16 protein-coding genes and 1 tRNA gene are annotated in these 17,086 nt (G+C 45.8%); 9 read left to right on the top strand and 8 right to left on the bottom strand.

Going from position 1 to position 17,086, the window contains the following annotated elements; all coding sequences use genetic code 11:
- Window positions 1–12: 12 nt before the first annotated feature.
- Window positions 13–417 (top strand): ASCH domain-containing protein, encoded by a 405-nt coding sequence (locus KZE55_RS05310; RefSeq protein ID WP_222257704.1) that lies wholly within the window; start codon window positions 13–15, stop codon window positions 415–417.
- A gap of 62 nt (window positions 418–479) precedes the next feature.
- On the opposite strand, the gene KZE55_RS05315 is transcribed toward KZE55_RS05310, so the two are convergent.
- Both KZE55_RS05315 and KZE55_RS05320 read right to left on the bottom strand, forming a co-directional pair.
- A tRNA-Pro gene (locus tag KZE55_RS05315) sits at window positions 480–553 on the bottom strand.
- A 77-nt stretch (window positions 554–630) separates the two neighbouring features.
- Window positions 631–1,149, bottom strand: coding sequence for an RNA 2'-phosphotransferase (locus KZE55_RS05320; RefSeq protein WP_222257705.1), 519 nt, complete (start codon window positions 1,147–1,149; stop codon window positions 631–633).
- Between the two features lie 261 nt (window positions 1,150–1,410).
- Between KZE55_RS05320 and KZE55_RS05325 the strand changes: the two genes are divergently transcribed.
- The 4 genes from KZE55_RS05325 to KZE55_RS05340 are packed head-to-tail and all read left to right on the top strand — an operon-like array spanning window position 1,411 to window position 4,309.
- Window positions 1,411–2,154 (top strand): amino acid ABC transporter ATP-binding protein, encoded by a 744-nt coding sequence (locus tag KZE55_RS05325; RefSeq protein WP_315853345.1) that lies wholly within the window; start codon window positions 1,411–1,413, stop codon window positions 2,152–2,154.
- Window positions 2,155–2,171: 17 nt separating this feature from the next.
- Entirely contained in the window at window positions 2,172–3,005 is an 834-nt protein-coding gene (locus tag KZE55_RS05330) for a transporter substrate-binding domain-containing protein (protein WP_222257706.1), read from the top strand.
- Window positions 3,005–3,643, top strand: coding sequence for an amino acid ABC transporter permease (locus KZE55_RS05335; protein WP_222257707.1), 639 nt, complete (start codon window positions 3,005–3,007; stop codon window positions 3,641–3,643). The genes KZE55_RS05330 and KZE55_RS05335 overlap by 1 nt, the downstream gene beginning before the upstream one ends.
- 12 nt (window positions 3,644–3,655) lie before the next feature.
- Entirely contained in the window at window positions 3,656–4,309 is a 654-nt protein-coding gene (locus KZE55_RS05340) for an amino acid ABC transporter permease (protein ID WP_222257708.1), read from the top strand.
- A 68-nt stretch (window positions 4,310–4,377) separates the two neighbouring features.
- Here the strand turns inward: KZE55_RS05340 and KZE55_RS05345 are convergent, their stop codons facing one another.
- Window positions 4,378–7,296: a YfhO family protein gene (locus KZE55_RS05345; RefSeq protein ID WP_222257709.1), complete on the bottom strand. Its 2,919-nt coding sequence runs from the start codon at window positions 7,294–7,296 to the stop codon at window positions 4,378–4,380.
- Between the two features lie 267 nt (window positions 7,297–7,563).
- Between KZE55_RS05345 and KZE55_RS05350 the strand changes: the two genes are divergently transcribed.
- From KZE55_RS05350 to KZE55_RS05360, 3 genes are read left to right on the top strand one after another with little or no spacing between them, the layout of a single operon-like run.
- On the top strand, window positions 7,564–7,806 hold the full coding sequence (locus KZE55_RS05350) for a biotin/lipoyl-containing protein (protein ID WP_047767004.1): 243 nt from the start codon (window positions 7,564–7,566) through the stop codon (window positions 7,804–7,806).
- Between the two features lie 18 nt (window positions 7,807–7,824).
- Entirely contained in the window at window positions 7,825–8,706 is an 882-nt protein-coding gene (gene lipA, locus KZE55_RS05355; RefSeq protein ID WP_222257710.1) for a lipoyl synthase, read from the top strand.
- The gene (locus tag KZE55_RS05360) at window positions 8,706–9,689 is read left to right on the top strand and encodes a lipoate--protein ligase (RefSeq protein ID WP_222257711.1); all 984 of its coding nucleotides are present in this window, start codon (window positions 8,706–8,708) and stop codon (window positions 9,687–9,689) included. The genes lipA and KZE55_RS05360 overlap by 1 nt, the downstream gene beginning before the upstream one ends.
- Window positions 9,690–9,743: 54 nt before the next feature.
- Here the strand turns inward: KZE55_RS05360 and KZE55_RS05365 are convergent, their stop codons facing one another.
- Window positions 9,744–10,370 carry an FAD-dependent oxidoreductase gene (locus KZE55_RS05365; RefSeq protein WP_222257712.1) on the bottom strand — a complete coding sequence of 209 codons (627 nt, stop codon included), beginning with the start codon at window positions 10,368–10,370 and terminating at the stop codon, window positions 9,744–9,746.
- A gap of 860 nt (window positions 10,371–11,230) precedes the next feature.
- Between KZE55_RS05365 and KZE55_RS05370 the strand changes: the two genes are divergently transcribed.
- Complete coding sequence (locus KZE55_RS05370; RefSeq protein ID WP_222257713.1) at window positions 11,231–11,572, top strand: hypothetical protein; 342 nt, start codon at window positions 11,231–11,233, stop codon at window positions 11,570–11,572.
- Window positions 11,573–11,742: 170 nt separating this feature from the next.
- Here KZE55_RS05370 and KZE55_RS05375 read toward each other — a convergent pair whose 3' ends face one another.
- From KZE55_RS05375 to KZE55_RS05390, 4 genes are read right to left on the bottom strand one after another with little or no spacing between them, the layout of a single operon-like run.
- Window positions 11,743–14,847: an AAA family ATPase gene (locus KZE55_RS05375; RefSeq protein ID WP_222257714.1), complete on the bottom strand. Its 3,105-nt coding sequence runs from the start codon at window positions 14,845–14,847 to the stop codon at window positions 11,743–11,745.
- A gap of 1 nt (window position 14,848) precedes the next feature.
- A complete protein-coding gene (locus KZE55_RS05380; protein WP_222257715.1) occupies window positions 14,849–15,964 on the bottom strand; it encodes an exonuclease SbcCD subunit D in 1,116 nt (371 codons plus the stop codon).
- Between the two features lie 21 nt (window positions 15,965–15,985).
- Complete coding sequence (locus KZE55_RS05385; protein WP_222257716.1) at window positions 15,986–16,252, bottom strand: hypothetical protein; 267 nt, start codon at window positions 16,250–16,252, stop codon at window positions 15,986–15,988.
- Window positions 16,209–17,057: a hypothetical protein gene (locus KZE55_RS05390; protein WP_222257717.1), complete on the bottom strand. Its 849-nt coding sequence runs from the start codon at window positions 17,055–17,057 to the stop codon at window positions 16,209–16,211. The genes KZE55_RS05385 and KZE55_RS05390 overlap by 44 nt, the downstream gene beginning before the upstream one ends.
- Window positions 17,058–17,086 lie beyond the last annotated feature (29 nt).

The raw sequence follows: 17,086 nt of genomic DNA on the forward strand, positions 1-17,086 counted from the left end.
GAAGGGAAGAATATGAAAGCCTTATCGCTTTATCCCCAAAATGCGGCGGCCGTTGCCTGGGATGAAAAACTGGTGGAATACCGGAGCTGGCAAACAAAGTATCGGGGGCCCGTACTGATATGTGCAAATGCCCGTAAAACTTGTGGTTACTTGTCCGGCTACGGCTTATGTGTCATGAATCTGGAAGGAATCTACCATTTTCCTGACAAGACTTTGGGCTGGCGCTTTTCGCCATTTCAAACGGGGAAGTCTTACCATATTGAGCCGGTACCGGTCAAGGGACGCCAACGACTATTCGGGGTTCCGGATCATTTGATTCAGCCTGTCCAGTGGGAACGCGGGGGTCGAGTCGATGAGCAGGAAAAACGCGAATGGTGGACAAAAGTTTACATGCCGTTAATTGAAAATAATAAGTAGGATAAAGTAAACCGGGAATACCAGCTTCAATTTGAAGTCGATATTCCCGGTTTAGTTCGTTATCGGAAAAACAGGATTCGAACCTGCGACCCCCTGGTCCCAAACCAGGTGCTCTACCAAGCTGAGCTATTTTCCGAACTTTTTTATTGCTCTTTAGCGAACGTTTATAATTCTACCAAGTGATTCGTAAATAGGCAAGTACTTTTTCTAATATCATTGAATTTCTTTGAAAAACTGACTTGGCAATTCATCACAAAGCCATACCTGGTTATTACCGATGTAGAAGTTAACGCCTGCCTTCCGGGCCGCCACCGTATCAATCTGGAGAATTACAGGATTGCTATCATGACGCATCCCCACCGCCCGCGCCGTCGCAACATCAGTAGAGAGGTGAACAAACTGCCGTTGCATCGGTAACAAGCCCACTTCTTTAATACTGGGCATGAAACGCCGGGCAGTGCCGTGAAAGAGAACGGCAGGAGGAACGGCGACCTGGTGCTTAATAATTCCCGGAATTGAATGACCATAGAGTGCACAAATCTTGTTTCCCTTAATCGCAAAACGTTTCTTATTCGAGTTAGCAATTACCATATTAATCTTTTCTTTAGTCAGCGCAGGAGAAAAGTGGTGGACCCGGTTCATTGCCACAATGAAACCGTCAAGATTGGTATACCCATACTTATCCAGGCTAATTCCATATTTTTGGGGGTTATGGCGCAAAGCATAGGACATTTTTTTGCTAATGAATTTTAATTCTTGATTAGTGATCTTACCATCTCCTATTACGATAATTAAATTATGTTAACTAAACATCCTTACTACTAATATTAAAACACATCCCTCCTGGGTAATCTATTTTGCATGGCAATTACATAATTTATGAATTAAATGTTTCAAAATGGCTTTGACGAATAGTAACGCGACTCCTATAATTAAAAGCGTTGTTTATAAAGTGTTTACAACGTAATTTATGATTGGGATGGGGGACATAGTATGTCAATGATTGAATTCCATAATGTCGAAAAGTATTATGGGAAATTTCACGCTTTAAAAAATATCAACCTCAATGTTGATGCCGGAGAAACGGTGGTCTTAATTGGTCCTTCCGGTTCGGGGAAAAGTACCTTGATTCGGACCATCAACGGGCTTGACCCAATTCAGTCCGGTAAACTGATTGTCAATAATTATGACCTTTCCGATAAGAAGACGAACATCAATAAACTCCGTCGAGACGTTGGAATGGTTTTTCAGCATTTCAATCTTTACCAGAACAAGACCGTTTTAGAGAACATTATGCTTGCGCCGCGGATTGTCCTTAAACGGCCCGAAGATGAGAATCATGAATTGGCAATGCGGCTCCTCAACAAAGTCGGGTTGGCAAATAAGGCCGATAGCATGCCGAGTCAGCTTTCGGGTGGTCAGAAACAGCGGATAGCAATTGCCCGGAGCCTGGCAATGCAGCCAAAGTGCCTCCTCTTTGATGAACCGACGAGTGCTCTTGATCCAGAAATGATTGATGATGTTTTGGACGTCATGAAGGACATCGCCAAAAACTCAAACATGACTATGCTGGTGGTTACCCACGAAATGGGCTTTGCACGTGCGGTGGCTGACCGGGTAATTTTCATGGCTGACGGTCAGATCCTTGAAGACGACTCTACCGAGAAGTTCTTTGGCGACCAGCCATCAACCGACCGGGCCCGTGAATTTATGAGCAAAATTAGTGGCCATCTGTAAGGAAGGAGAGATTAGCCATGCGTAAGATTTGGCGCTTAATATCAACTGCCTTCCTGGGGTTGGTGTTACTTACCTGCTTGTCCGCTTGTGGGGCAAAGTCAGTCGCTGAGCAGGATGTCTTGACCACTGACCAGAAGACCAACCGGATTACCTGGGGAGTAAAAGCCGATACTCGCTTATTCGGTCTTGAAAACATTCGGACCGGCAAACTTGAAGGCTTCGAAATTGACCTGGCCAAGGCATTGACCAAGAAGATCTTAGGCCCCAACGGGAAATGTACCTTTGTCCCCGTCACCAGTGGGACCCGGGTCCCCTTACTGAAAAATGGGAACATTGATGCAATCATGGCCACGATGACCATTACTCCGGAACGGGAAAAGCAAGTTGACTTTACTCATTCATACTTCGATGCAGGCCAGTCCCTGCTGGTTAAGAAGGGAAGTCCCATTAAGAATATTCAGGACCTTAATAAGCCGGGTAAGGTCATCTTAGGGGTCGCGGGTTCTAATTCCGTCAAGAATGTGGCGAAGTTTGCCCCGCGGGTCCGGGTCTTACAGTTATCCGACTACGCTCAGGCGATGACGGCCCTGAAGTCCAAACAGGGTAATGCTCTGACGACGGATAACGGAATCCTATACGGGATGGCCGCCGAAAATCCCCACTACGAGGTAGTTGGCGGTAATTTTACCAAGGAACCCTACGGAATTGCGGTAAACAAGAACCAAAACCGCTTTCGCAAGAAACTCAACTGGGCACTGGACCAGGTTGAAAAAGACGGTACTTACAACCGTCTTCTCTTGAAGTGGTTTGGTCATGTCAAAGGATTTAATTTCCAGGAGATGAAACGGTAATGATTAATTTAATTTCGAGTCAGTGGCAACCGCTCCTGTTGGGGTTGTGGAACACCATTCTTTGTAGCGTAATCGCTTTAATTGGCAGTCTAATTATTGGGACATTCTTTGCCCTTCTAGAAATCTCACAGAAACGGGTTATTCGGTTAATTGGTAGTATCTACGTTGAAGTATTTCGGAACATTCCCTTACTGGTGATTGCGATGGGCTTCTTCCTGATCGTGCCCATGTATATCGCTAAGATCAACGGTTTTACGGCGGGAACGATTGGCCTAACTCTGTATACTTCCGCCTTCATTGCCGAAACAGTTCGGGCGGGAATCAACTCTGTTGAAACGGGCCAGTTGGAAGGAGCCCTGGCCAACGGGATGACTTATACTCAGGCAATGCGCTACATTATCCTACCCCAAGCGTTCAAGGTTGTGATCCCACCACTGGGTAACCAATTTATCAACCTGGTGAAGAATTCATCCGTTCTGGCCTTCGTTGCCGGTTTTGACCTGATGTATCAAGGAAACCTGATTGCTAACGACACCCTGCAGACGATGCCTACCTATTTCATTGTTGGGGTGCTTTACCTGATTATCACCCTGCCGCTTAGCTACTATATGCGGCACCTGGAAAAGAAATTGGCTTAGGGGGCAGATTAAATGCAAAACTTCATTGATGCCTATTCCTGGATCAACATCCGCTTCCTTTTACAGGGGCTGTGGGTCACAATTGAAATCTCCGTGGCCTCGATTGTTGCTAGTTTTATTTTAGGAACCATCCTAGGAATTATCCGTTACGAAAAATTTAAATATTTTTCCGCAATTGTCGGTTTTATCATCGACATTATTCGGAACTTACCGTTACTGTTAATTATTTTCTTTACCTACTTTGGCTTGCCAAACATTGGAATCAAGCCCGAAATTATTCCGGCAGCCATCCTTGCTATGTCTATTTTTGAGTCGGCAATGGTTGCCGAAATCGTTCGGTCGGGAATTAATTCAATCGACTGCGGGCAAACGGAAGGGGCCCTGGCCAATGGCTTGACCCGCTGGCAGGCGCTGCGAATTATCGTCCTCCCTCAGGCCTTGCGCAACATGATGCCGGCTTTGGTCAGTCAGTTTATTTCTTTGGTGAAGGATACCTCCTTGGCAACCATCATTGTCCTGCCAGAGTTGATGTACCACGCACAAATAATCTACGGACAAAACACTAATTACATTATCCCAATGTTTGTCGCCTTGGCAGTCCTATACTTCATTGTCTGTTACTCACTGTCACTATTGGCCAAGTACCTTCGCCGACACTTAGCGTAAAACGCTAGTCAAAATTAGAAAGGGTCCACTAACGCTCATTCTCTTTGAACGTTAGCGGGCCCTTTCTATTATTTACTTTTTTTCTTCCAGATGATTGAAACCAGGGCGGCACAGATAAGCCAGAAGAGGCCGATCAGGCTAACTTTGGCCCCCGTCAGCAATCCCGGTACCTGGTAGGTAAAGGTAACGTGGTGGTTACCCCGGGGCAGCCAGACCCCGAGAAAGGCTTGATTGGTGCGAATTGTCTTGGCGCGGTGGTTATCAACTTTGCCGGACCAACCAGTCGAATATGGGATTGAGGAGGTCAATACCCCTGAACGGTCGGTTGTAATTTGGCCCCGTAAGCTATTCCGGCCGAAGTGGATATTCTTGAGGGCATGGCGTTGAATTGCCTCAACTTGCTGGTCGTAATGACGACCAAGCTTAACGGCCACGACCCGGTAGTGGAGCTGGTAGTTCCCCAGCTTAGACGGCTGGAACTTTAGGGTTACCGGAAGATTACCATTGTAATAGCCAATGTTTAGCGTGGAGCTTGTTACCCGTTTGAACAAGGACAGAACATTTTGCTTGGCCTGAACGACACTGGCAGTTCCAAACTTACTATTGTAATTAAGCTTAAAACTAATGTCTGGTGATCCGTTCAAGACGTGATAACGCCAGTATTTATACTGGTTATAACGCTGATTAATAATACTTCCCGGGTTAACAGCCATCTGCTGGAGGTGTTGTTTATCGTACTTGATTTGCTCGCGCATCGTGAATGGGGTGTACTTAATCTTGGAAAATTCAATGTGTAATTCGCTCCCCTGATAGCGGCGTGCCACCGCCGCCTTTTGCAATTCGGGAAACTGCAGTTGGTAGTATTCATCGCTATCGGTATATTTAAGATGGTTAGGATTAACCTTATTTAACCGGTTGGAGACTAGTTGACTTTTTAGGAAGGTGGCCCTGGTCAACTTAGCTAGATGCATCCCCTTAGTCTTACCATCAACGAGGGCCCCACTGGCCAGGGCACGCTCCTTTTCACTTGGTGACAATCGCTGGTAACGACTATCACTGATGTAGTCGCCTTGCCAGTACATAAGGGGAAAGGCCTGGTTACTCTTATAGCGAATCGTCTGGGTGGGTACCAGTAGCTGCTTGTTGTTCTTGATGCTATTTGGGCTGGGCTGGCCAACATCGTAGTTGATGATAGGGTCGGTCGCCTTATCGAGGAAGTAGCCATGAGGAATCTTCAAGGCATTTTTCCCGTTGCTTTGAACAAAGAGGTAGCGAACACCGAAAAAGTTGTTCATCACGGACCGGTCATCGGCCTGGCGGATGGGGATATTCGCCTTATATTGATTATTTTGTAGGGAGTTATTAAATTGACCGAGGTACTTATTCTGGAGGGAGTAGTAGGAGTCAATGTTATGTAAGCCCGAAGTCAGGTCGTTATCGAGGCTGGGCCCGAGGCCATCGGGACTAGTGTTATTATTAATGATTTGGTTCTGACTAACCGTTGAAACCCGGTAAAAGGGGTTCTTCTTAAGACCCTTGTCAAGGCCACCATAGCGGTTCGCGGTGATGGCTTGGTACTCACCCCGGCTGAGCATCATGGTTGAGAAGTTTCCATTAGCGGGGAAGGCGGAGTAGATGGCGTTAAATCCAGCATTGAGCAGGATGATCAAAAGCAGGTAGCGGTCGAGTTTAATTGCTGGCTGAACCTTTACGACCCAGAGTGCCATTAGGGAAATAATCAGGAAGATGACGGGGACAAAGCTGTCATCCTTGTTGTCAAAGAAGTAGGTGGCGATCAGGACTAGGACATAAATCCCGGTAGCCAAGCTCAGAATATTTAGTTCGTGGCGACTGATTACTGGAGCATTCTGCATCAATAGGCAGACGGCCATTGCTAACGGCAGGTAAATCAGCAGTGTCCAGCGGTTAGATGCCGACATCATTCCATTGAAGAAAGCGCCCACCGCGGGAATAAGGAGCATCACCAAAGAACAGAAGAGGCTAATTGTCAGTAAGGGGTACTGCCGGTAGTGCATATAAATATAGACCAGGGCAATGAACCCGATTGACACGATTCCCAGTGCTGTCCAGTACATGAAATACCACTGCCCACCGTTAATTAGTTGCTTGGGTAAAAAGAGGTAGTAGTAGAGAGGGTAAACTTTAAGCCCGTTAGCAAATTCAGCACCAGTCCGGGTTGAATTGGTGATGGCCATGATTTCTGGAACCAGCATAACAGCAGACACCAGAAGACTGGTGATTGTGGCGAAGGCGAGTTTAGCCACCGTCTGCATGTAACTGAGACGGTGACGGTAGTGGGTCAGGACCCGTAATACCAGGAAGATAACAGCGCCAATGCCGAGAACGAAAGCAAGGTAGTAGTTGCTGATTAGCATCCAGATAAATACCCCCGTTAGCGGCCAGGCACTGCCTCCCTGAAGGACCCGTTCAATCTGGACCACAATTAATGGGAAGAGGATGAACGGGGTCGTAAAGAAGGGCTGAGCAACGCATGCATAGAGAAGGAAGGCGTTCACCATGTAGGTAGTCGCCCCGGCCAAAATGACGTTATCACGGAATTTGAAGTGCTGGGCAAAGTAAACAAAGGCTAAGCCGACACAGTACATTCGGATAATCCCGATTACCTGGTAAGCGAGGGTTATTTTAGCTGCCGGAAAGAGGAGAGCGAGGTAGGCGAAAACATCACCAATTGTGTAGTAGGAATAAACCTGGAAGGTATCGGTCCCCAGACCCATTTGCCATGACCAGAAGGAAAAATGGCTTGGATGATGGAAGAAATTGATCAGTGCCTGACGATAATTGGCCAGCAGGGGCACGTGCTGGTTTAGGGCATCCTTGCTGAGGATGAAGGTATGCCCGGTCAGCAAGTATGTCCCAAAAATACAAGCTGCCAAAAAGATAAACACCAAGCTGTACTTTAGGTAAAGCATCTTTAGCGGTCGCTTATTTGTAAATGAAAAATCCATTATTATATAACTCCATCTCAATATATCAAATACTAATATTTTAGCATTTTAAAGACGGCAATGTGAATATTAATGAGTAGACTAGTGTAATTGTGAGCTAACTAATTATTCCTAAGTCTTTCATGGTAATATCCGGGTGAGTTTACCGGCCTGGCTTTCTATTATAAGTAAAAAGTAGTTAATTTTGAAAGCGGTTACTGCTTAGAAATGATCGGTGCTATACTTTAGGCGGATTGTTATTGGACAAAATGGATGGAAGTGAATATTATGCTAAAGAATATTGAAATGCCCAAGTTGAGTCCCAAGTCTGATGATTATTTTTTTGGTACTTGGAAGAAGCAACCCGGTGACCAAATTAAGAAGGGTGACCCGCTCTTCGAAGTGGAAACCGAAAAGGTAATCAGCGAAGTCCCAAGTGACTTTGCCGGAGTACTCAAGGAGCAGAAAGTCAGTGAAGGCGATCCCATCTCTGTTGGGGATGTTGTTGCAACAATCGAAGTTGATGAATAGAAAGGCTGGCTATTATCTATGACCGAAAGTTTAGCTGCAAAAAAGCCCAGTTGGTTAAAAGTTCGTTATGATGAAGAAAAGGTTGAGCACGTTAGCAAGCTGTTAAATAAACTCAACTTGAATACTGTCTGTGCCGAAGCAAACTGCCCAAACGTTGGTGAATGCTTCGGGACGGGAACAGCGGCATTCATGATTTTGGGGCCTTACTGTACGCGGAATTGTCGCTTCTGTGATGTTCCCCATAAGCGTCCAGCACCCGTTGACCTGAAGGAACCGATGCGGGTTGCTAAGGCAATTAAAGAACTAGGTTTGAAGCACGTTTGTGTTACTAGTACCGACCGGGATGACCTCCCCGACCTCGGGGCCGACCAGTTTGTCCGGGTTATCAAGGCAATTCGGGAGTTGTCACCACACACGACGATTGAGGTTTTGACCCCTGATTTCCAAGGGAAGACTGACCTTGTTCAGCGGGTCTTAGATGCCAAACCGGATGTTTTCAACCACAATATCGAGACGGTTCGCCGGGTTACCCCACTGGTTCGTGACCACCGGGCAACGTATGATCACTCATTGAATGTTTTGCGTTACGCTCACAAACACGCGCACGAGGGAACCTACGTTAAGACCGGGATTATGCTGGGTCTGGGTGAAAAAGACGATGAAGTTTACCAGACGATGGACGACTTGATTGATGCTGGCGTTGATTTTCTTTCCATTGGCCAGTATGTCCAGCCTTCACCCAAGCACTACCCGCTCAAGGAATGGGTTCCTGTTAAACGATACCAGAAGTACTATAACGTTGCGATGGATAAGGGCTTTAAATTCGTTGCTAGTTCACCACTTGTTCGGAGTTCCTACAAGGCTAGTGCTGAATTGGCTGCCGTTGGAGTAAGTCGGTAATGATTTTCGTTCAAAGCATGGGGCACCAGGCAGCTGACAATTTTGCCTTGGAATACTGGCTCACCAAGAAAAGGTTTGACGACCTTGTTTTCTTACTTTGGACGACTGATCCCACCATTATGCTGGGTAAGTACCAGGATGCGTTAGCGGAGGTCAACCTGGAATACGCTGATTTGCACCATTTAACGGTGGCCCGGCGTTTGTCGGGCGGCGGAACCATCTTTACGGACCGGGGGAGCTACCAATACTCCTTTATTAAGCCGTCAGTAAAGCAAACGATTGATTTTGATAGTTTCCTGAAAATTATTTGTAATGCCTTGACTGAGCTCGGCTTGCCGGTGAAGCGCTCCAGTCGTAATGACTTGACAATCAACGGTCGCAAGTTTTCCGGAAATGCCCAGTACAACCGAAATGACTGTGTGGTTCACCACGGGAGCCTTCTTTTCGATGCCAATATTGACGAAATGACGGCGGCCTTGCATGTTGACCCAATGAAGCTGAAGGCTAAAAAAATCTCTTCTGTCCACCAGCGGGTTCTCAACTTACGGAACTTTCTTCCTAGCTTGTCTATGGATGAGTTCGGTGCGAAGTTGAAGCGGGCTGTTTTTAACCAGGCCGGTAAGGTAGTGAACTATTCGCTGACGAGTGCCGACCAGGACGAAATTCAGGCGATTAAGGTGCGGATCTTTGCTAATCAGGCCTTTGTCTATGGGCAAACTCCACGGACGGCAATTATGAAGGAAAAGTATTTTCATGGTGGGGGCCTTGTTAAACTCGCCGTGAACGTTGATCATGGTTATTTAAAGCAGATTCACATTACTGGTGACTTTTTCAGTAACCTAGATGTTCGAGGCCTGGAGAAGGTACTTGCCGGGAAAATGTTTCAGCCGGCAATAATTCGTCCGGTGTTGGACCAGTGGTTGCAGAAAACCCCAATTCAAAATATTACTACCGAACAAGTCTTAGATTTGTTGTTTGGATAAAGAAAATCCAGGAGATAAAGGGAGCAGATGCCTTTTATCTCCTGGGTTTTGTTACTATTCCATTGTTCTAATTGTGTGATAGCCTCCGTGGATCGCATTCATGATCTTACGTGGCTGTAATGCATCACCAATAACGTTTGCGTGATCGTCAAAGAGGGCATAGAGGTCGTTACTAAGCTGGTCATTGGATCGAAAACCGATGGCGTTCAAAACAGTATCACAGGCCAGTGTTTGCACTTGTTTCTGATTATCAACATAGGTGGTCTGGCCATTCTCGACCTCTTTAACTATTGCACTCGTGTGGACAGTAACATTATCTACGGTAACTTTAGCTTTCAGGTGCTGTTCATTGTTCAAGCACTCGTTGGCGTTTGCAGGATGTTTGGTAATTGCTCGAATAGGGTCCACCTGGTACCCTTGTTCAGCCAAGTCACAGGCGGTTTCGGTTCCTGTGAGGCCGGCACCGATTACGGCGACGTGGTGACCGGGTTTAACGCGGTGGTTGAGATAGTCAACTGCAAAAGCCGCGTTTTCCTTCATTCCAGAGATAGAGGTCGTGACTGGTGAGGACCCAGTAAGCTTGGCAACCTGACTCATTGAAACGCTGCCATAGCCATCATTAGTAATGATCTTGGCAACGGCATCCATAATCAAAGTTCTGTTATTACTTTTGTTTGCCATAAGAGCCTCCAATTTTATCCATTTATTCTTTTAAAGTTTAGCATAGACTAGAGAAATAATTTTATGTAATGCACAGTAAATGTAAGATAATGGTTAAAACAAGGCTTGCTGATTGGCAGCAGATAACCATATCTTCGGGGTGGTTCATTATGCAATCGCATTAAAACTATAATTTTAATGACAGGTTGATTATAAAGTTCATTCTCGCCTCTTTATTGCCTTCATTAGTAATCGCTGGACATCATACTTAGGAAATATATACTTTTTTTAAAGTATCCCACCTATGTTCCAGTACAGATCCGCGTTGCCTCGCCAGCTGATGCAAAGCAGCTATTGGCGATTTATGCGTAGATGTCGAGAAGACGGCGATTACTTTTGAATACACAATTTCCACCGTTTCGGAATTCGAAAGAAGAATGGTTGGTTTAAAATATGAAACGGTATCCGTACCTAGTATGATTGGTCGGTTGAGACGTCAATTTACATTGCTTGATCTTTCCGCCATCACGGAATTGGCAAAAAACCTTATGATAAAATTGAAGTCATTTGTCGTTCAATGAATACTACAAACCTCAATGCCTGTATTGGCTATCCCCAAAGTAATATTAATTCATACCAAAAATTATGCTGCTTTTCACCGCCACCGCGGCTTTCAACTTGTTGGCCAAGGGTAACGTAAACGATGATTTTTGCTTCAATAAGGATCTCGGCTATCCCCGCGTAATCACTAGGGGTGCCGGTAAACAAAGCATGATTGCCTTGACAATTCGTTCGCTTAACTTGTGACTCGTACCCCGTTCTGGGAGAAGCTCTTATAAAATGCTATAATTTACTAGCAAAATAAGGAGGCTGACGGACATATGACAGAAGCAGATTATGATGAGAACGGTTTTCGTGAGGACCTCAAAAACAGCAAGGACGTTTTACACCAACCGGATGCTGACCGCTCGGCTTGGGACCTCAAGGTGTTGGACTATGATCAAACACTTGCTGTTTTGAATGGTAAACTAGCGGTTAAACCAAACTTTAGCTTCGCAGATGATGTTCTCAAAAAAATTAGGGAAGAAAAACCACAGATAGATTCTGATGAGGACCTAAATAGCGTGATTGAAGATAAGTACCAGCAGATACTATTAGCCCGCTATAATGAGGACCAGGCAAAGAACGTCTCCCGCAAAATAGTAAAAGATGATGATGAATAGAAAAAAAGAGCGAGATAACTAGCTTGCTAGTTCGTTTTTCGAAACAAAGTAAGTCTTTAGAAAGCACAAAGAGGACTCTAACGTTCGGAAAAATCCGAACATTAGAGCCCTCTTTGTGTATGTAGTATTTTCAACTATGTAGGAGACTTATGTCGCAACCTTTTTTATCATTAGAAGTCATGGCGGTAGGTGACCGTGCTCTTCCCCTGGTGCGCGACGACAATCAGTTGGTCAGGGACCTGCTCTTCTAGTTCAGTAACGTGACTGATGATTCCAATCATCCGGTGGCCACCAAGTGCCTGTAATGAGCGTAAGGCATCCGTCAGCGCTTGCCGATCCAAAGAGCCGAAGCCTTCATCAATAAAGAAGGCATCAATACTGATTCCGCCACTCTGCTCTTGAATAATCTGGCAGAGGGCTAGAGAAAGGGCCAGTGAAGCCATAAAACTCTCACCCCCCGACAATGTCCGCGCACTACGCGTTTTACCAGCATTGTCATCGTAAATATTGACCTCTAAGCCAGTCCACTTTGCACCGGCCCCGTGACTCTCGTTAGCAAGTTCAAACTGATACCGTCCGTTCGTAAGTTGGGCCAACTGCGAATTAGCCACAATTAAAACGTTCCGGAAATATGCTTGAAGGACGTAGCGTTCCAAGCCGATATGGGTATTCGTATTTCCTGAAACAACATCCGTGAGCTTTTGCAGTTCACCAATGCGCTTATCTAATTGTTGATTATTACTCATTAACCGAGCCACTTTATTTGTGATTTCCTTGGTTAGCTTTTGTTGTCCCCGCACTTGGCCAATTTCTTCTTGGATGGTCGCTGCTTGCTGTCGGACCGCGGATAAAGAAGCTTTAGTTTTCTCAAGGTTTGGTTGCTTTTTCCCCTTTGTTTGTGCCCGGAGGCGTTCTTGCTGAAGTTGCGTGTCGTGCAAGGCTCGCCGGTATGTTTGAACCTCTTGCTGATATCGTTCAAGTTCACCTAAGTCATCCGCTGCTTCCTGAAAGAAAGACCAGGACAAGTCACGGCGGTAATCGTTTAAGTCGTTAATGAGTTCTGTATGACTTTTTACTTGCTCTTTTTTCAGCCTTGTTTGTTTTTTTCTTGTTTGATTGATCTGGTTCTGGACAACGGCGACCTTTTCGGCCAACTCGTGCTCCTTGCTTTGGCAACTTAGCAGGTTTTCCTTATGCTTATTAATTTCTTGTTCCCAATTCTTAAGTTGATTTTTAGCGGCTTCACTGTCAGTAAAATTAGCCGGTAACCTTCCTTGCTTTTCGTCCAAGCTGGTTTGAACCTTAGCTAAATTCTGGCTTAATTGAGTACCGACTGCCTGCACCTGGCTGAGCTTATCTTGTTGGTCTGCTAGCTGTTCTTTAACGGTGCTTAACTGGTCTTGCCAGTCGTGCACCCGTTTCTGCTGACCCCTCAGATTGTTCTCCTGTTGTGTAAGCTGGTCATCGGAATCAGCAATTAGTTTCTTCCCATCGTCTTTTGGAAGCTTATCAACGCCCAGGCTCTTACTAACCGCTGCACGTAATTTATCAATCTGCATACCCAGGTCGCTAGCGGTCTGTTTCCCCTGCCGCAGTTGCTCACCAAGTTTGTCAAAAGTTGTCCGCCTGCTTTGTAGCTTGTTAAGAGCCCGTTTGACCTGCTCTTCAGTGACCACGGAGCTGTCTTGGGATAAGTGGGCTGGTTGGGGGTGGTCAGGTGAACCACAAACCGGGCACGGGGAGCCCGGCTTTAGGCGGGTAGCTAGTTCAGCGATTTGTTGACGGGCATACGCATCGTTAAGATCTTCGTAATGGCTTTTTTGATCGTTGGTAGCAATCCGTTGGCATTGAAGTTTATCTGCAAGTTCCTTGTTTTGCTTCTGAACTGCTAGTTGCTTGTCAACCAGTAATTTAAGGTCCTGACTCTCCTGAAGCAGTTGTTGGTGAGCGGCCTGCTTCTTGGTAAGGTCGACCTCTTCAGTGGCCAGTTGATCCTTAATTTTCAACTGGTCAGTAAGTTTCGCTTGTTGACTAATCAAACAGGTCACATTATCCTGGCCAGCCTTTTCCTTCTTTTGGTTATCCGCAACTTTCTTGGTTAGTGTCGCCACCTTAGACCGTACTAAATCGACATCTTGAAATAACGGAAGAACTTCTTTGAGTTGGTCATGTTGACGTTTCAAGTCATTAATTGTTCCTTCTAAGCCTTGAAGCTTATTCAATTCCGTGGCCACTGCCGTATGTTGAGTCCGCGTACTGGCAAATTCTGTGCTCAACTCACTTATTTCAGCTTCTAGCTGGTCATAATGCTCCTTGTCAGCTTGCCACTGGTGATAGAGCAACTGGTGCTTTTGAAACCATTGGAGGTCGTTCACCCGTTGAGAAACCTCTTCAATGTTGGCCCGTTGTTTAAGCAGGGTTTTCTCCTTCTGCTTGACCTCTGCTAGTTCCTGGAATGACTTCTTAAGCTGTTGCTCACTGTGCAATTGGTCATTATACTTATCAATATCCTTTTGTAGTTGTCGCTGGCTTCCTTTTAAATCGCTGAGCTGCTGATCCAACGACGCCGAATATTTCGCAGTAGCGGTATCCCACTGACTGTTTGGCAATTGGGAATCGACCTGAGGAAGAGATTCCTTGGCCGATTGAATTCGCATTCGTTGCTTTTCCCAGTCGCCTTTTCGCGTCTTGAGTTGGTCCTTGAGCTTTTCAGCCCATTTTGCGTATAAACTGGTCCCAAAAAGATTCCGCAAGAGTGTTTCCTTATCATTACTGTTAGAATCTAAGAATTGGCGAAACTTGCCCTGGGGCAAGAGGACAATCTGTTTAAACTGGTCCTTGGTCATGTTGAGGAGACCCACGATAAAGGAATCAACGTCCTTCACCTTAGTCAGTTCGTGGGGTGCAGAAGAGTCTAGTGGGTAGATAAGATTAACGGCCTGGTTGTGCTGAATCAACTTTCCTCGCCTTCCCTGAAGGACCTGCTTGGGACGGCGAGTTATCCGATAACGCATCCCCTGGTGGTTAAAGGTGAACGATATCTTAGTTTCTTGATTGACGGGTGCAAAGTCGGAACGCAGGTCCGTTGCGGACCGGTCACGATCGTTCGTTGTTTGGCCAAAAAGGGCGTAACACATGGCATCAAAAATCGTCGTCTTCCCTGCTCCGGTGTTTCCCGCAACAAGAAAAAGGGGGCGGTCATAAAATTGGGTAAAGTCAATTGTTTCATGTTTATATGGCCCAAAGTAGTCAAGAGTAATTTTTTCTGGTCGCATCCTACTTTCCCCCTTCAATTTCACTAAGCGTTAACTTGGCCACCTTTAATTGGGTTGGTGACAACTGATTCCCAGTTGTTTCGGTATAGAAGTCAGTCAATAGGTCTAAAGGCGCCGCTTTAGCCCGCTTAATGTTAGCCTGGCGACGGGTCATTTGTGCTAAAGCAGTTCGGTGCAGGGTTACTATCTTGGGATAGTAAGCCCGCAAGCGGTTTAGTACGTCGGGAATCCTTCCCTGGTCAGTCAACTCAATATCATAGAAATCGTCTGTCGGCTGTTGCTTAGCATCCTTAACGAGGTCAGCAAAACTGCCCTTCAAGAGGTGGATATCGTGAACCGGCTTTAGAGGAATCCACTTAGTCTGGAAGGGATCAGTATCCACCAGCCACATCCCCTTCTCTTGCTTGGCCTCCGAAACGGAAAACTTCATCGGCGACCCGCTATACTTAATCCGCTCATCATGGAGGGCATTCTTATTATGAAGGTGGCCGAGGGCAACGTAATCAAATGGTGCCAGTGTTTCCGTAGAAACTGGACTAAGCCCCCCAACTTCAATCAGTGTTTCGGAATCCGCTGTCCTCTTACTCCCCGCCGCAAAGAAGTGCGCAATCAAGACGTGTTTTTTTGCGGGAAGAAATGACTTTTCCATTTCGGCCACAATTCTTTGCATTGCTAGGTCAACATTCTTAATCTTAGAATCGTTGAAATAATTACGTACTGTTTGAATGCCAAAGAACGGGAGGAGGAAGAACTGGGTGTCCCCCAGGACAACCGGATTAAAAGCTTTCGCAAGGCTAGTTTGCAGGAAGAAGTTTTTGAATGAAAACCAGTCGGCTCCTGCACTCAGACGGGAAGCTGAATCATGATTTCCACTAATTGCTAGGACCGGAAATTTATCAACGAGGTTTAGCCGTTTGAGCATACTGTTTAAGGCCCGAACCGCTGTCTCGCTGGGGATACTCGAATCATAAAGGTCCCCGGCGATGACGACGGCATCAACCTGTTCTGCCTTTGCCACATCCTCAATTTGCTTAAAAAGTTCACGCTGGTCATCCAGCAAACTAAAGCCGCTGAGGGTCTTACCAATGTGCCAATCAGCCGTATGTAAAAATCGCATTAAAATCCTCCTGAAGTTACATTAATTCTGGATTATTTCTAAAAGGGCGTCCCCGACTTCCTTATTGCGGAGATAATACTGATTCTTCAATGACGGATTCTCCCACAAGGCTTTGAGGACCCTTTCAGGATTGAAACTGTCGGCAAGCACCGCCAGCAAGATGGCAAGGTCCTTAACCCGGCGCCGCTTTACCCGGACCTGGTGCAAGCGCTCCGCAAATTTTTCGGTGTCTAATTGGCTGATATCAACTATTTCTACTGTATTGGAGGTAGTCCTGAAGGATGTCACCGTCGTACTGGGCCAATAACTGGTCAACTTGATTCTTCTTAGTCAATGCCAGTGCAAGATAGGATAACGCATCAAAGACTTTTTGTGCATTATATTCAGTGAAATCGACTGCAGGTAAGGGCTCACTACGCAAATATCGATTGACTGGCAAATTATTTCTCGCCGGATCAAAATGATCAGTGAGTTGTGTATGGAGACGCATTACCAGGTGCCGCACCAATTTGGTGTCAAAATCAGTTGCTTCTTGGTTCGTCCCAGCATTACCATCGCGCGGCCAGACGATGACTCCAGTACTCAAGTCAATCACCTTTAGTTGGGAGGGGTCAAAATCGGGATATTTTTTCCATAATCGCGGGTTATTTTGAATATTAGCGGCCGTTACCTCAGCCTTTCGTTGGTCGTTCCACCGTTTAACAGTCTGGTTGAGGGTACTAACGAGTGATCCGTTCTTGCCACTACTGTTGTAGAAGAACCGACCTGAAGAAATATCAATTGTGATTGCAAAAACCTTATTATCTGCTAATGAGATTGGACAAGTATGCGGTAGATTTTCCTTCTGGACGTGATTACCCTTAATTTTTAACGGTGTACTCGTTCCCTTCTCAAGATCAAAAGCTGCTAATCGTTGGCAGTTGCGGTTCTTAAAGCGTGTTGGAAACTTATTCATTAGCTTTAATATATCTTGCTCCAATGCTGACTGTTCCGGCCATTCACGGCGGGCAAGATCTTTTAGCGAGAAATTATTACGAGTGGTCCAGTAAGTCTGATTACCGCTTTTAGCAGTATAGATAAGGTTGACGGGCATGATAATAACTCCTTTTGAAACGTGGTAAG

Origin of the sequence: Limosilactobacillus panis (assembly GCF_019797825.1) — a bacterium.
Classification (GTDB): domain Bacteria; phylum Bacillota; class Bacilli; order Lactobacillales; family Lactobacillaceae; genus Limosilactobacillus; species Limosilactobacillus panis_A.

Excerpts from the sequence above, each read along its gene's own strand:
- KZE55_RS05310 (WP_222257704.1), top strand. The coding sequence starts at position 13 with ATGAAAGCCTTATCGCTTTATCCCCAAAATGCGGCGGCCGTTGCCTGG.
- KZE55_RS05320 (WP_222257705.1), bottom strand. The coding sequence starts at position 1,149 with ATGTCCTATGCTTTGCGCCATAACCCCCAAAAATATGGAATTAGCCTG.
- KZE55_RS05325 (WP_315853345.1), top strand. The coding sequence starts at position 1,411 with ATGTCAATGATTGAATTCCATAATGTCGAAAAGTATTATGGGAAATTT.
- KZE55_RS05330 (WP_222257706.1), top strand. The coding sequence starts at position 2,172 with ATGCGTAAGATTTGGCGCTTAATATCAACTGCCTTCCTGGGGTTGGTG.
- KZE55_RS05335 (WP_222257707.1), top strand. The coding sequence starts at position 3,005 with ATGATTAATTTAATTTCGAGTCAGTGGCAACCGCTCCTGTTGGGGTTG.
- KZE55_RS05340 (WP_222257708.1), top strand. The coding sequence starts at position 3,656 with ATGCAAAACTTCATTGATGCCTATTCCTGGATCAACATCCGCTTCCTT.
- KZE55_RS05345 (WP_222257709.1), bottom strand. The coding sequence starts at position 7,296 with ATGGATTTTTCATTTACAAATAAGCGACCGCTAAAGATGCTTTACCTA.
- KZE55_RS05350 (WP_047767004.1), top strand. The coding sequence starts at position 7,564 with ATGCTAAAGAATATTGAAATGCCCAAGTTGAGTCCCAAGTCTGATGAT.
- lipA (WP_222257710.1), top strand. The coding sequence starts at position 7,825 with ATGACCGAAAGTTTAGCTGCAAAAAAGCCCAGTTGGTTAAAAGTTCGT.
- KZE55_RS05360 (WP_222257711.1), top strand. The coding sequence starts at position 8,706 with ATGATTTTCGTTCAAAGCATGGGGCACCAGGCAGCTGACAATTTTGCC.
- KZE55_RS05365 (WP_222257712.1), bottom strand. The coding sequence starts at position 10,370 with ATGGCAAACAAAAGTAATAACAGAACTTTGATTATGGATGCCGTTGCC.
- KZE55_RS05370 (WP_222257713.1), top strand. The coding sequence starts at position 11,231 with ATGACAGAAGCAGATTATGATGAGAACGGTTTTCGTGAGGACCTCAAA.
- KZE55_RS05375 (WP_222257714.1), bottom strand. The coding sequence starts at position 14,847 with ATGCGACCAGAAAAAATTACTCTTGACTACTTTGGGCCATATAAACAT.
- KZE55_RS05380 (WP_222257715.1), bottom strand. The coding sequence starts at position 15,964 with ATGCGATTTTTACATACGGCTGATTGGCACATTGGTAAGACCCTCAGC.
- KZE55_RS05390 (WP_222257717.1), bottom strand. The coding sequence starts at position 17,057 with ATGCCCGTCAACCTTATCTATACTGCTAAAAGCGGTAATCAGACTTAC.